At 25.4% G+C, this 14,141-nt stretch carries 12 protein-coding genes, 3 tRNA genes, 1 rRNA gene, 1 other RNA gene and 2 other annotated features (1 of these 19 running past the window's edge); of the genes, 7 read left to right on the top strand and 10 right to left on the bottom strand.

Going from position 1 to position 14,141, the window contains the following annotated elements; translation table 11 throughout:
• Positions 1 to 2,503, top strand: a sequence feature (most likely nonfunctional fraction of RNA operon); it begins 432 nt to the left of the window's first position.
• Positions 1,584 to 1,967, bottom strand: a sequence feature (23S ribosomal RNA rRNA prediction is too short). It overlaps the preceding feature by 384 nt.
• 66 nt (positions 2,504 to 2,569) lie before the next feature.
• From rrf to crp, 5 genes are all read left to right on the top strand, one after another.
• Positions 2,570 to 2,685, top strand: a 5S ribosomal RNA gene (rrf, locus tag GJT85_RS01790).
• A gap of 55 nt (positions 2,686 to 2,740) precedes the next feature.
• Positions 2,741 to 2,813 (top strand) — tRNA-Thr (locus tag GJT85_RS01785).
• A 28-nt stretch (positions 2,814 to 2,841) separates the two neighbouring features.
• Positions 2,842 to 2,926 (top strand) — tRNA-Tyr (locus GJT85_RS01780).
• Between the two features lie 22 nt (positions 2,927 to 2,948).
• A tRNA-Gly gene (locus GJT85_RS01775) sits at positions 2,949 to 3,022 on the top strand.
• A gap of 213 nt (positions 3,023 to 3,235) precedes the next feature.
• Positions 3,236 to 3,874 carry a cAMP-activated global transcriptional regulator CRP gene (gene crp, locus GJT85_RS01770; RefSeq protein ID WP_208754505.1) on the top strand — a complete coding sequence of 213 codons (639 nt, stop codon included), beginning with the start codon at positions 3,236 to 3,238 and terminating at the stop codon, positions 3,872 to 3,874.
• Here crp and trpS read toward each other — a convergent pair.
• The 10 genes from trpS to rpsF all read right to left on the bottom strand — a co-directional run bounded on the left by trpS (position 3,871) and on the right by rpsF (position 11,991).
• Complete coding sequence (gene trpS, locus GJT85_RS01765; RefSeq protein ID WP_208754504.1) at positions 3,871 to 4,878, bottom strand: tryptophan--tRNA ligase; 1,008 nt, start codon at positions 4,876 to 4,878, stop codon at positions 3,871 to 3,873. The two genes, crp and trpS, sit on opposite strands and share 4 nt — an antisense overlap.
• Before the next feature lie 41 nt (positions 4,879 to 4,919).
• On the bottom strand, positions 4,920 to 5,585 hold the full coding sequence (gene rpe / locus GJT85_RS01760) for a ribulose-phosphate 3-epimerase (protein ID WP_208754503.1): 666 nt from the start codon (positions 5,583 to 5,585) through the stop codon (positions 4,920 to 4,922).
• A gap of 27 nt (positions 5,586 to 5,612) precedes the next feature.
• Positions 5,613 to 6,707 (bottom strand): 3-dehydroquinate synthase, encoded by a 1,095-nt coding sequence (gene aroB / locus GJT85_RS01755; protein WP_208754609.1) that lies wholly within the window; start codon positions 6,705 to 6,707, stop codon positions 5,613 to 5,615.
• Positions 6,708 to 6,727: 20 nt separating this feature from the next.
• Positions 6,728 to 7,258: a shikimate kinase AroK gene (aroK, locus tag GJT85_RS01750; protein WP_208754608.1), complete on the bottom strand. Its 531-nt coding sequence runs from the start codon at positions 7,256 to 7,258 to the stop codon at positions 6,728 to 6,730.
• A 298-nt stretch (positions 7,259 to 7,556) separates the two neighbouring features.
• The gene (gene htpG / locus GJT85_RS01745; RefSeq protein WP_208754502.1) at positions 7,557 to 9,437 is read right to left on the bottom strand and encodes a molecular chaperone HtpG; all 1,881 of its coding nucleotides are present in this window, start codon (positions 9,435 to 9,437) and stop codon (positions 7,557 to 7,559) included.
• A gap of 110 nt (positions 9,438 to 9,547) precedes the next feature.
• Complete coding sequence (gene dnaX / locus GJT85_RS01740) at positions 9,548 to 10,648, bottom strand: DNA polymerase III subunit gamma/tau (RefSeq protein ID WP_208754501.1); 1,101 nt, start codon at positions 10,646 to 10,648, stop codon at positions 9,548 to 9,550.
• A gap of 70 nt (positions 10,649 to 10,718) precedes the next feature.
• Positions 10,719 to 10,783: signal recognition particle sRNA small type (gene ffs, locus GJT85_RS01735), an RNA gene on the bottom strand.
• 72 nt (positions 10,784 to 10,855) lie between these two features.
• A complete protein-coding gene (gene rplI, locus GJT85_RS01730; RefSeq protein WP_208754500.1) occupies positions 10,856 to 11,314 on the bottom strand; it encodes a 50S ribosomal protein L9 in 459 nt (152 codons plus the stop codon).
• 18 nt (positions 11,315 to 11,332) lie between these two features.
• Positions 11,333 to 11,560, bottom strand: coding sequence for a 30S ribosomal protein S18 (gene rpsR / locus GJT85_RS01725; RefSeq protein WP_208754499.1), 228 nt, complete (start codon positions 11,558 to 11,560; stop codon positions 11,333 to 11,335).
• A gap of 62 nt (positions 11,561 to 11,622) precedes the next feature.
• Entirely contained in the window at positions 11,623 to 11,991 is a 369-nt protein-coding gene (gene rpsF / locus GJT85_RS01720; RefSeq protein WP_208754498.1) for a 30S ribosomal protein S6, read from the bottom strand.
• Between the two features lie 143 nt (positions 11,992 to 12,134).
• Here rpsF and ung point away from each other — a divergent pair, with 143 nt between their 5' ends.
• Together ung and asd are read left to right on the top strand one after the other, a co-directional pair.
• On the top strand, positions 12,135 to 12,812 hold the full coding sequence (ung, locus tag GJT85_RS01715; RefSeq protein ID WP_208754497.1) for a uracil-DNA glycosylase: 678 nt from the start codon (positions 12,135 to 12,137) through the stop codon (positions 12,810 to 12,812).
• A gap of 164 nt (positions 12,813 to 12,976) precedes the next feature.
• Complete coding sequence (gene asd / locus GJT85_RS01710) at positions 12,977 to 14,083, top strand: aspartate-semialdehyde dehydrogenase (protein ID WP_208754496.1); 1,107 nt, start codon at positions 12,977 to 12,979, stop codon at positions 14,081 to 14,083.
• Positions 14,084 to 14,141 lie beyond the last annotated feature (58 nt).

Raw genomic sequence — 14,141 nt, 5'->3', positions numbered from 1 at the left:
AATACTACTGACTGACCGATAGTGAACTAGTACCGTGAGGGAAAGGTGAAAAGAACCCCGGTTAGGGGAGTGAAATAGAACCTGAAATCGTATACGTACAAGCAGTAGGAGCATTTTAATAATGTGACTGCGTACCTTTTGTATAATGGGTCAGCGAGTTATATTTTGTAGCAAGGTTAACTGTGTAAGGGAGCCGTAGGGAAACCGAGTTTTAATAGAGCGTTAAGTTGCAAGATATAGACCCGAAACCCGGTGATCTAGCCATGAGCAGGTTGAAGGTAAGGTAATACTTACTGGAGGACCGAACTGACTAATGTTGAAAAATTAGCGGATGACTTGTGGTTAGGGGTGAAAGGCCAATCAAACCGGGAGATAGCTGGTTCTCCCCGAAAGCTATTTAGGTAGCGCCTCGTGTTATTCGTATTCGGGGGTAGAGCTCTGTTTCGGTTAGGGAGTCATCCAGACTTACCAATCCGATGCAAACTTCAAATACCGAATATCGTTATCACGGGAGACACACAGCGGGTGCTAACGTTCGTTGTGGAAAGGGAAACAACCCAGATCGCTAGCTAAGGTCCCTAAGTTATAATTAAGTGGGAAACGATGTGGGAAGGCATAAACAGCCAGGATGTTGGCTTAGAAGCAGCCATCATTTAAAGAAAGCGTAATAGCTCACTGGTCTAGTCGTCCTGCGCGGAAGATATAACGGGGCTAAATTATACACCGAAGCTGCGACAATAAGTGTTATTACATTTATTGGGTAGGGGAGCGTTCTGTAAGTCGTTGAAGATAAATTGTAAAATTTATTGAAGATATCAGAAGTGCGAATGCTGACATGAGTAACGATAAAATAGGTGAAAAACCTATTCGCCGAAAGACTAAGGTTTCCTATCCAACGGTAATCGAGGTAGGGTTAGTCGACACCTAAGGTGAGGCTGAAAAGCGTAATCGATGGATAACAGGTTAATATTCCTGTACTTGGTATTATTATGAAGGGGGGACGAAGAAGGTTAGATTATCCAGGTGATGGTTGTCTTGGTTTAAACGTTTAGATGGATTATTTAGGCAAATCCGGATAATTATTAACATTGAGGCGTGATGACGAAATACTTTATTGTATTGAAGTAATTGATACCATACTTACAAGAAAATCCTCTAAGTATTTAAAATAATATTAAATCGTACTATAAACCGACACAGGTGGTCAGGTAGAGAATACTAAGGCGTTTGAGAGAACTCAGGTGAAGGAACTAGGCAAAATAGTGCCGTAACTTCGGGAGAAGGCACACTGATAGTAAGTGACAAAATTTACTTTTAGAGCTGAATTCAGTCTAAGATAACAGCTGGCTGCAACTGTTTATTAAAAACACAGCACTGTGCAAACACGTAAGTGGAAGTATACGGTGTGACGCCTGCCCGGTGCCGGAAGGTTAATTGATGAAGTTATCATTTTTTGAGAAGCTTTTGATCGAAGCCCCGGTAAACGGCGGCCGTCTACTTCAGCCCCAGGATGTGATGAGCCGACATCGAGGTGCCAAACACCGCCGTCGATATGAACTCTTGGGCGGTATTAGCCTGTTATCCCCGGAGTACCTTTTATCCGTTGAGCGATGGCCCTGTCATATAGAACCACCGGATCACTAAGACCTGCTTTCGCATCTGTTTGAACCGTCATTCTTACAGTTAAGCCAGCTTATGCCTTTGCACTAACCTCACGATTTCCGACCGTGATTAGCTGACCTTAAGTGCTCCTCCGTTACTCTTTGGGAGGAGACCGCCCCAGTCAAACTACCCACCAGACATTGTCTCTAACCCGGATTACGGGTTTAGGTTAGAATATTAAGTATTTAAGGGTGGTATTTCAAGGTTGACTCCATACTAACTAGCGTTAATACTTCTATGTCTCCCACCTATCCTACACATAAATAATCAATATTCAATATCAAGCTATAGTAAAGGTTCACGGGGTCTTTCCGTCTTGCCGCGGGTACACTGCATCTTCACAGCAATTTCAATTTCACTGAGTCTCAGGTGGAGACAGTCTGGCCATCATTACGCCATTCGTGCAGGTCGGAACTTACCCGACAAGGAATTTCGCTACCTTAGGACCGTTATAGTTGTCCCAAGGGTATGGCTGTTCGCCATTTAAAGTGGTACGCGAGCTGGGTTTAGAACGTCGTGAGACAGTTCGGTCCCTATCTGCCGTGGGCGTTGGAAGATTGAAAGGATTTGCTCCTAGTACGAGAGGACCGGAGTGAACGCATCTCTGGTGTTCGGGTTGTCATGCCAATGGCATTGCCCGGTAGCTAAATGCGGAAAAGATAAGCGCTGAAAGCATATAAGCGCGAAACTTACCTTAAGATTATTCTTCCCAGGATATTTATTTATTTTATAGATATCCCTAAAGGGACGTTAAAGACTATGACGTTGATAGGCTGGGTGTGTAAGCATAGTAATATGTTGAGCTAACCAGTACTAATAAACACCCGTGAGTCTTAACCTTACAACACCAGAATCGTTTTTATTATTGTAACTTATTTAAAATTAGATTATATAATTTAATTTTGATCCTAGTATATATAACGCAATGGTACCACCTGAATCCATACCGAACTCAGAAGTGAAACGTTGTAGTGCCGATGGTAGTATGGGGTTTCCCCATGTAAGAGTAGGAAAATACTAGGATCAGAGTAAAACTTTATCAGTATTTTTAATAAAATATCTTTTTTTATTATAATATGCCGGCTTAGCTCAGATGGTAGAGCAACTGACTTGTAATCAGTAGGTCACCAGTTCGATCCCGGTAGCCGGCATAAAATGCTGTTTTTATATTTTAAAATTGGTGGGATACCCAAGTGGTTAACGGGAACAGACTGTAAATCTGTCGTTTTTGACTTCGAAGGTTCGAATCCTTCTCCCACCACCATATCTATTAATGTCTTTCATTTGCAGACATTGTATAATGGTATTACTTTAGCCTTCCAAGCTAATGATGCGGGTTCGATTCCCGCTGTCTGCTCCATTATTAATTAAATAATTTTTATAAATATTTTGCTGATATAGCTCAAAATAGGTAAGAGCATGCTCTTGGTATGGGCAAGGTTCCCAGTTCAATTCTGGGTATCAGCATACTATATAATATTAATGTATAATTAAGTATAAATAATAAACATTTTGTATGTTTTATTTAAAATATATGTAATTATATTTATATAATTCAAGTAAGGATAATTACATGATAGTATTTAAATCACAAAAAGATCCTACTTTAACATGGTTTCTATCTTACTGTAGTATTCAAAAATATTCTGCTAAAAAAATTTTAATAAATCAAGGTGACATAGTACAAAATGTGTATTATATTTTAAAGGGAAGTGTAACAGTTCTAATGCATAATAAAAACAATAATAAAGAAATTATTTTATACTATTTAAATTCTGGAAATTTTATAGGGACATTAGGAATTTTTGATAATATTAATAAATTAAGTACAACATTAGTAAAATCTAAAACAGAATGTGAAGTTGCAGTAATATCTTATCAAAAGTTTTTAAATTTAATTAAAATTAATAATAATATTATTATGACAATTGCTTCACAAATAGCAAATAGATTATATTTTATTTCTAAAAAAATTAGAGATTTAATTTTTTTGAATGTACAACAAAGAATTAATATTACATTATTACATTTAGCACAATTACCTGAAGCAATTACGCATCCAGATGGTATGCAGATTAAAATTACTAGACAAGAAATAGGGAAAATAGTTGGTTGTTCACGAGAAACAGTAGGTAGAATATTAAAAATTTTAGAAAATAATAATATTATATCTGCAAAAGGTAAAACAATTATTGTATATGGTACTCGTTAATCAGATTTTTGTCTTATTCCTAATGATTTATATACTTTATTTAATGTTATTAAAGCTTGTGTTTTTGCTTTTTTAGAACCATTATTAAGTATATTATTTAAATATTCTTCGTTTTGTCTATAAAAATTATATTTTTTTCTTAAATTAGTTAAAAATGTGCATAATTTTTCTACTAAATAAAATTTAAAATCCATATATGATTTATTATGGAATTGTATTTCCAATTTTTTAATTGAAATATTAGTTATATTACTTAATATATTTAATAAATTAGAAATACCAGGTTTAGATTTTGTATTATATATAATTAATGGTGGATTGTCAGAATCTGTAACTGCATGTAAAATTTTTTTTTTAACTGTTGTATTATTATCAAATAAACTAATAATATTATTTTTATTAGTATCTGATTTAGACATTTTTTTTAGAGGATTTAATAAAGACATAATAGAATTACCATATTTTTTAACTATTTGTGTTGGTATATTAAATATTTTACCATAAATATTATTAAATCTATTAGCAATAGTTCTTGTTAATTCTAAATGTTGTATTTGATCTTTACCTACTGGAATTTTAGTTGCTTGATATAATAAAATATCTGATGCCATTAATATAGGATAATTAAATAAACCAACATTAATTTGTTGATTATATATTTTTTTATTTTTAAATTGAGTCATTCTATTTAATTCACCAAAGTGTGTAAAACAATTTAAAATCCAATTTAATTGATTATGATATGGAATATCAGATTGTAAAAAAATAATATTTTTTAAAGGATCAATATCACAAGCTAATAATATTGATAATGTATCTAAAATATTATTTTGTAATACATTATTATGTTGTATATTTGTTAAGGCATGTAAATCTGCAATACAATATATACAAAAATATTTTTTTTGCATTAGTTTCCATTGACTTAATGCACCAATATAATTACCAATAGTTAATTCACCAGTTGGTTGAATACCACTAAAAACAATTGATTTTTGTGACATAAAATATAAATCCTATTACAAAATTTTAATAATTTAACATATTATTTTATATATTTTCTGATTAATTGTATATTTTTTATATAAGAATGTTGATTATTAAAAATAGCAGATCCCATTACTAATATATCAGCACCATAATTAACTATTTTATTAATATTATTAATATTAATGCCTCCATCAATACTTAATAAAATATTATTGTTATTATGATTTAATATATTTTTTACTTGTTTTATTTTTTTATAAATAAAAGGTAAAAATAACTGTCCTGCAAAACCTGGATTAACTGACATAATTAATATTATATCTATTTTGTCTAAAGTATAATCTAAATAATGTAAAGAAGTTGTAGGATTTAATGCTAAACCAGCCTTACAACCATATTCCTTTATTAAAGATAAACTACGATCAATATGATATGAATTTTCTGGATGAAAAATAATACAATTAGCACCAGATTTAGCAAATGAAATAATTAAATTATCTACTGATTTTGTCATTAAATGTACATCAATATTAGATGTAATACCATAATCTCTTAAAGATTGTAAAACCATTGGCCCAAATGTAAGATTTGGGACATAATGATTATCCATAACATCAAAATGTATAAGATCTGCTCCTGCTGTTAAAACATTATTAATATCTTGTCCTAAACATGCAAAATTAGCGGATAAAATAGATGCTGCAATTAAATATTTTTTCATATGTATTTTATGGAAATAATAATGTTTTTAAATTTTTAAATTTTGTAATCTATTAAAAGATGTAATTATAATATCAGTATTAATTTTATTAAATATAATGGCTTTACCTATATTTATAGGAATAATAATACGAACATTATTATTATAAACCTTTTTATCTACTAATATATGTTTTAAAAAATTTTTTATATTAATATTATTTGGACATTTTATAGGTAAATTACACATTTTTAGTAAATTAATAATTCTTATGGTTTCTTTATGTTTAAATAATTGTAATTCTTCTGATATTAAAGAAGATAATATTATACCTACTGATATTGCTTCACCATGCAACCATGTACCATATCCTACTTCTGTTTCAATTGCATGACCGAACGTATGTCCTAAATTTAATAAAGCTCTTTGATTGTTTTCATATTCGTCTTTTTCAACAATTTTAGCTTTTAATTCACAACATTTAAATACACAATATTTTATTGATATTGGTTCTAGATTTAATATATTTTGTATATTTAATTCTAACCAATAAAAAAAATCTTTATCAAAAATAATACTATATTTAATAATTTCTGCAATACCTGCAGATAATTCTCGTTTTGATAAACTACATAAACAACTTAAATTAATTAAAACAGATATAGGTTGATAAAAACTACCTATCATATTTTTACCTAAAATATGATTTACAGCAGTTTTACCACCTATAGAAGCATCAACTTGTGCTAAAAGTGTCGTAGGAATTTGAATAAATCTTATACCTCTCTGATATAGAGACGCTGCTAATCCTGTTAAATCACCAATAACACCACCACCTAAAGCTATTAATATAGAATCTCTATTACATTTTTTTTGAATTAATTTTGTAAAAATAATATTTAGAGTTTTTAAGTTTTTATATTGTTCCCCTTCTGGGATAAGAATATAATTGTAATTAATTCCTATTATATTCAGTAATTCAGCAAGTTGTTGAAAATATAAATCAAAAATAATTTTATTAGTTACTATCATAACTTGACTTTGTATTTGTAAAAAATTAAATAAATCTTTTTTATTAAACAAATTAAAGTCAATAATAATCGGATATTTATGTTTTGTGGTTGATACTATAAGAGAATCCATCATTTATATTATAGTCCTTATTATATATTTTTATTTATTAAACTAATAAGTTGATTAGCAACAACTTTAGCGCTATATTCATCAGTTTTAATAATAATATCAGCTATACTATTATATAAATGATTCCGTTCTTTAGCTAATTTTTCAAAAATTTTTATTTGTGTAATTTGATCTTTTTGATTAATTAAAGGACGTTTTTTATCTCTCTTTGTTCTACTTAATTGTTTATCTATAGTTGTTTGTAAATATATTACAATTCCTCTAGAAGATAATATTTTTCTAGTACTATGAGACAGTACTGATCCTCCTCCTGTTGCTAATATAATACCTTGTTTTTGAGTAATTTCATCAATTATTTTTTTTTCACGTTTTCTAAAGCCAGATTCTCCTTCTACATCAAACACCCAATTTATATCTGCACCTGTACGGCGTTCAATCTCATAATCTGAATCAAAAAAATCCATATTTAATAGATGTGCTAATTGACGTCCAATAGTACTTTTACCTGCACCCATAGGTCCTATTAAAAATATATTTCTTTTTTCTGCCATTTTATCTCTATATACTAAGTTAAAATTCATATTAAAAAACATTATATAAAATATATAAAATCAACTAAATTATAGGATTGATTATATATTTTATAAAATACTATATATAAAATATTTTTAAATATATATAAATTAATATTTATAATTAATATATATCATATTAATTCATATAACTTATAATATTTATACAAAAAATATAGAAAAGATAATAAATAAAATTATATATATTAAATATATTATTCTTGTTTATATAAGAAATGATAAGATAATATTAAAATATTATCTTATCTTATAAAAATTATAAATTAGATAAAGATAAAAAATAATTTATATTATTTATAAATTGATTAGGATTTTCTAATGTACCTTTTTCTGCTAGAATAGCTTCATCTAATAGTAGATTAATTAGTTTATTAAAAATATTATCATCTATTATTTTCATAATTTTTTTAATTAAATCATGTTTAGGATTTAATTCAAAATTATATTTAATTTCAGGAGTGCTTTGTCCAGCTGCTGCAAATAATTTTGCCATTTGTGTACTCATTTCATTAACATCTGTAGTAACAATAGCAGGAGTATGTACTAAACGATTTGTTAAACAAACTTTTTTTACTTTATTACCTAAAAGTTTTTGAATTTTTTTTAAAAAAGGTTCAAATTCTTTTTCTATTTGATTTATATCTTTTGTATTATCTTGATCTATTAATTCATTTAATGATTCATCTTTTTTACTAATAGATTGTAATGGTTTACCCATAAATTCTGTAATATAACTCATCATCCATTCATCAATGTGATCTGTTAATAATAGAACTTCAATTCCTTTTTTAATAAAAAATTCTAAATGTGGACTACTTTTTGCTGTAATATAATTATCAGCAGTTAAAAAATATATTTTTTTTTGTCCTGTAACCATTCTATTTATATAATCTTGTAATGATACTATTTGTTCATCATTATTATTATTTGTAGAAGCAAAACGCAATAATTTAATAATAGTATCCTTATTATTAATATCTTCTGCTGGTCCTTCTTTTAAGACTAATCCAAATTTTTTCCAAAAAGTATTATATAAATTATCTATTTTGGTAATTTTTAATAACATATTTAAAACTTTTTTTGTTAACAAAATTTTCATATTACGAATAATATTATTATTTTGTAAAATTTCTCTAGAAATATTTAATGGTAAATCATTAGAATCAATTAAACCTCTAACAAATCTTAAATATTTAGGTAATAATTGTTCTGCATCTTCCATAATAAATACTCTTTGTACATAAAGTTTTAATCCATTTTTATAATCTCTATTCCTGATATCCCACGGTACATTAGTAGGAATATATAATAAACTAATATATTCTTGTTTTCCTTCAACATGATTATGACTCCAATACATTGGATCTGTAGAATCATAAGTTAATTGTTTATAAAATTCTTTATATTCATTATCACTAATTTCTGTTTTATTACGTAACCATATTGCTTGTGCTTTATTAATTTGTTCCCATACATTTTTTTTTGTTTTATCATCATATACTTCAAGTTCTATAGGCAAAGAAATATGATCTGAATATTTACTAATAATATTTTTAATACGCCATGTGTCTAAAAATTCACTAGCATTATCACGAATTTTTAATGTAATATGTGTACCACGTGTTTTTTTTTCACAATAAGAAATACTATATTCACCTTCACCTTGTGAACACCATAATACTCCTTTATTAATATTTAAACCAGCTGCTCTAGTTTTAACTATTACTTCATCAGAAACTATAAAAGCAGAGTAAAAACCTACTCCGAATTGTCCTATTAATTGTGTATTATCTTTATTTTGATTATTTTTAATAGATTCAATAAATTCTTTAGTACCTGATTTTGCAATAGTACCTAAATTTTCAATAACCTCATGATATGACATGCCAATGCCATTATCACTAATAATAATAGTTTTATCTGTTTTATTTATTTTAATTTGAATTTTTAATGAAGTATTATTTTCATATAATTTATCATTAGATAATGCTTGGAATCTTAATTTATCAGCCGCATCAGATGCATTTGATATTAATTCTCTTAAAAAAATTTCTTTATTTGAATATAAAGAATGTATCATTAAATGTAATAATTGTTTAACTTCAGATTGAAATTGTTTAATTTCTGGTTTTGGCATTATGTTTTCTCTTATAATAATAATGATAAATATGATTATATATCAAAAAATTAAAAATATTAATTAATAGATACAACAAAAAATTTTTTATAAAATATAATATATAAATTTTAATTAAAACATGATATAGCTTCTAAAATAATTTGTTCAAAACCAATTTGACATGTGGGTGCTAAACATAAATTTTTTCTTCCTACAATAAATATTTTATTTAACATGTTAATATCATTCAAAGAAAAATTATCACAAATTTTTTTTATATATATTTCTTCTTTATTACATTGTATACTATTATCGATATTAAACTTATTATGTTGAGAATATAATATTTTATATTTTAAAACATTATGTAATAATAATAATATTTCTGAAATAATATTATCCCAATTTATATTATAAATACATATTTTATTTATTAATAAAAAAGATTGATTATAATTTTTTTGTTTTAAACTAAATACTAATTGAAATATATATTTATTTTCAATTAATCCTAATATTAAATTTAAATTATTTATATTTAAATGACCCATAGCAATTAATTGATCTGTTAAATTTAATGCATCTCTGAAACTACCATAAGAAGCATTTGATAAAATTGGTAATATTTGATTATCATATGATAATTTTTCTATATCTAATATTTGTTTTAATCTTTTAATAATTAAATTGGATTCTATTAATTTTAAATGAAATTGTATGCATCTTGATTGTATTGTTATAGGAATTTTATTTAATTCAGTAGTTGCAAAAATAAATTGTACATTTTTTGGTGGTTCTTCTAAAATTTTTAATAAAGCATTAAAACTATGTTTAGATAACATATGAAATTCATCAAAAATATATACTTTATATCTACCATACAGAGGAGGATAGTGAATTGTATCTATGATATCTCTCATATCTTCTACTTTAGTTTTAAAAGCTGAATCTAATTCAATAACATCTAAAAAAACGTTGTTTTGAATATCCTTACAATTTGTACAACAATTACATGGATTATTCGTTAAGCCTTTTTTACAATTTAGACCCATTGCAAAAATTCTTGCTAATGTTGTTTTACCAATTCCTCTACTACCAGAAAGAATCCAAGCATGATGTATTTTATTTGTTAATAAGCTATATTTCATAGCTTGTATTATATGATCTTGTCCAATTACATCATTAAATGATTGAGGTCGCCATTTTCTTGCTAATACTGTATAAGTCATCGTGATTATGAATTAAATAAAATTATATCATTTATATATTCTTAAAGAAGATAACGCAACTTAATTTTTTACACATATTATATTTATTACAGCTGCTTCTTTCCAGACCTGACTGAGTTTATAAAATAATATTGTTTTGAATAAGTTACGTTATCTGACTATCATTATAAAATAATATAATTTTATTTACAACATAAATTAAGTGTTTTATTTTTTATATGATGTAATATTAATATTTTTTTTAACTATTATTTTTTCATGAAATTTAAATTGTATTATATAATTTCCAATAAATCTAATAGGTTTTTTAGGTAAAGAAATTTCTTTTTTATCTATTGAAAAATTTAATTTTTTTAATGCTGTAATAATATCTATTTTACTAATAGAACCAAATAATTTACCTTTATTACTTGTTCGCACTTGTATTATTATATTTTCAATGTTTTCTGTAAATTTTTTTGCTTTTAATTTAGCTTGTTCTAAATCTTTTAATGATTCTAATTTTAATTTTTTAACTTGAGTTTTTAAAATATTGATATTATCTTTTGTTGCCAATATGCATTTATTATTAGGAATTAAATAATTACGTGCATATCCTTTTTTTACATTAACAATGTCAGATTTTTTTCCTATTCCTATAATATTATCTAATAAAATTATTTGCATAACTTTTGATACTCATTATTATTTATGATGATCAGTATAAGAGATTAATGATAAATATCGTGCAATTTTTATTGCTTTAGATAATTGACGCTGATATTTTGCTTTTGTTCCTGTAATTCTACTTGGAACTATTTTACCACTTTCTGTAATAAAATTTTTTAAAATATGAATATCTTTATAATCAATTTCTTTTATTCCTTCTGCAGTAAATCGACAAAACTTACGACGACGAAAATAACGTACCATATTATTTATACTCCATAAAATATTGTATTTCCATTATATAATTTTATTATATTAAGTATTATTTATATTTTTTTAAGCAAATTACTACGATTTTCTTGATGTTCATCTTTAGATTTTAAAATGGATGATATAATTGTTCTATTTGTTTTTGTATGTAAAATAATATATCTAATAATAGATTCATTAATTCTAAATTTTGTTTCTAAATCTAAAATAATATTTTGGTTTTTTTCTAAACATATATTCATAAGAACATAATAAGCTTTATGAATTTTTTTTATTGGATATGCTAATGGTCTTCTACCCCAATCTTCGAATTTAGATATAGAACCTTTATTTTTACAAATAAATTTTTTATATGATGTTACTATATTATTAACTTGTTCACTTTGATCTGGATGTATCAGTAATACTATTTCATAGTATTTCATTATACTATTGCTCCTTATGGATTAAAAGTTTTTAATAGGCTTAAAAACAAGGAACTTAAACATATATAGATAAAAATGATTGTAATATAATATATTCTATATTACAAATATATATTAATAAAAATATTGTATGAATTTAATATATGGATAATAATACTTGGAAATTATTTTTACATAAAGAAAAACAAAAAAAATATTTTATAAAAATAATTAATAAAATTAATACAGATATTATTTGTGGTAAAATAATTTATCCATCTAAACAATATATTTTTCATATATTTAATATATTAAATTTTGAAAAATTAAAAGTAGTAATTTTAGGACAAGATCCTTATCATGGAATAAATCAAGCTAATGGTTTAGCATTTTCTGTAATGCCATATGTTAAAAAAATTCCTCCTACATTACAAAATATTTATAAAGCTATAAATTTTGATATACCAAATTTTTATATTCCTAATCATGGATATTTAATTGATTGGGTTAAACAAGGTATAATGTTGTTAAATACTATATTAACTGTAGAAGCAAATAATGCACAATCACATGCTAACATTGGTTGGGAAATTTTTACAGATAATATTATTAATGTTATTAGCACATACTATAATAATATAGTATTTTTACTATGGGGTAAAAAAGCACAACAAAAAATATACTTAATAAATCAAAAAAAACATTTAGTATTACAAACATCACATCCTTCACCATATTCATATCATAAAGGATTTGCACATTGTCAACATTTTTCTCAAACAAATACATATTTACGTAAACATTATATCAAACCTATTAATTGGATTATTAAAAATATATAAATATTATTAATTTAAAAGTTTTATATATACTGAATATATATTCATATAGATATTAATATTTAATAAATATTTAATTTTTATAAAAAACTTTCGTTAATATAAAATATATGTAAAATAAATCTTAATAATATGATCTAAGTATATATAAGGTTGAAAATTTTATAATGAAATCTGTAGGATTTATTGGTTGGAGAGGTATAGTAGGTTCTGTATTATTACAAAGAATGATTAAAAAAAACGATTTTAATAAAATAAAAGTAACTTTTTTTACTACTTCACAGTTTAATAAATATTTTCCTTTAAATATTAAAAATATTAATAAAACATTACACAATGCATATGATATTGAGCAATTATTGTTATTAGATATTATTATCACTTGTCAGGGCAGTGAATATACAAATAAAATATATTATAAATTGCGTCAAAAAGGATGGCAAGGTTATTGGTTAGATGCTGCCTCTAATTTAAGAACTGATGATAATACTATAATTGTACTAGATCCTGTAAATCTTGATTTAATTAAAGAAAAAATAGATATTGGTATTAAAACTTTTGTTGGAGGAAATTGTACAGTTAGTTTAATGCTAATGGCTTTAGGAGGTTTATTTAAAAAAAATTTAATTGACTGGATTTTTGTATCTACATATCAAGCTATTTCTGGTGCAGGTGCTAAATATATTAAAGAATTATTATTACAAACTAATTTTTTACATGAAAACATTACAGATATTATACATAGTAATAAATTTAATATATTAGAAGTAGAAAAAATTATTACATTACTTTTAAATAATAAAGAATTTCCACAACAATATTCTACCATACCTTTAGTAAATAATGTTATTCCATGGATTGATAAACAAATTAATAACGGTCAAACTAAAGAAGAATGGAAGGGACAATTCGAGACTAATAAAATTTTAAATAATAAAAATATTATCCCAATAGATGGTATTTGTGTAAGAGTACCAACATTACGTGCTCATAGTCAATCTTTTATGGTTAAATTAAATAAAGATCTTTCTATTAAAAATATTGAAGATATTATTCAATCACATAATAAATGGGTTAAGATCATACCTAATGATTATATATATACTACAAAATATTTAACACCATGTGCAGTAAACAGAACATTAAATATTCCTGTCGGAAGAATAAAAAAATTAAATATAGAGAAAAATTGTTTTTCAATGTTTACTGTAGGCGATCAATTGCTTTGGGGTGCTGCAGAACCATTAAGAAGAATGTTAAAATTATTAATTTAACATTTTAAGCAAAATACATATATTTTATCTTGTATTTTATTAATATTAAAAGTAATAT

The organism is Enterobacteriaceae endosymbiont of Neohaemonia nigricornis, from assembly GCF_012571795.1.
Lineage (GTDB): Bacteria > Pseudomonadota > Gammaproteobacteria > Enterobacterales > Enterobacteriaceae.
The sequence above is the reverse complement of the archived record's forward strand: the minus strand, read 5'-3'. Positions and strand labels throughout refer to the sequence as shown.

What these genes read in the sequence shown, in the direction of transcription:
- crp (WP_208754505.1), top strand. Translation starts at nt 3,236, where the DNA reads ATGATAGTATTTAAATCACAAAAAGATCCTACTTTAACATGGTTTCTA.
- trpS (WP_208754504.1), bottom strand. Translation starts at nt 4,878, where the DNA reads ATGTCACAAAAATCAATTGTTTTTAGTGGTATTCAACCAACTGGTGAA.
- rpe (WP_208754503.1), bottom strand. Translation starts at nt 5,585, where the DNA reads ATGAAAAAATATTTAATTGCAGCATCTATTTTATCCGCTAATTTTGCA.
- aroB (WP_208754609.1), bottom strand. Translation starts at nt 6,707, where the DNA reads ATGGATTCTCTTATAGTATCAACCACAAAACATAAATATCCGATTATT.
- aroK (WP_208754608.1), bottom strand. Translation starts at nt 7,258, where the DNA reads ATGGCAGAAAAAAGAAATATATTTTTAATAGGACCTATGGGTGCAGGT.
- htpG (WP_208754502.1), bottom strand. Translation starts at nt 9,437, where the DNA reads ATGCCAAAACCAGAAATTAAACAATTTCAATCTGAAGTTAAACAATTA.
- dnaX (WP_208754501.1), bottom strand. Translation starts at nt 10,648, where the DNA reads ATGACTTATACAGTATTAGCAAGAAAATGGCGACCTCAATCATTTAAT.
- rplI (WP_208754500.1), bottom strand. Translation starts at nt 11,314, where the DNA reads ATGCAAATAATTTTATTAGATAATATTATAGGAATAGGAAAAAAATCT.
- rpsR (WP_208754499.1), bottom strand. Translation starts at nt 11,560, where the DNA reads ATGGTACGTTATTTTCGTCGTCGTAAGTTTTGTCGATTTACTGCAGAA.
- rpsF (WP_208754498.1), bottom strand. Translation starts at nt 11,991, where the DNA reads ATGAAATACTATGAAATAGTATTACTGATACATCCAGATCAAAGTGAA.
- ung (WP_208754497.1), top strand. Translation starts at nt 12,135, where the DNA reads ATGGATAATAATACTTGGAAATTATTTTTACATAAAGAAAAACAAAAA.
- asd (WP_208754496.1), top strand. Translation starts at nt 12,977, where the DNA reads ATGAAATCTGTAGGATTTATTGGTTGGAGAGGTATAGTAGGTTCTGTA.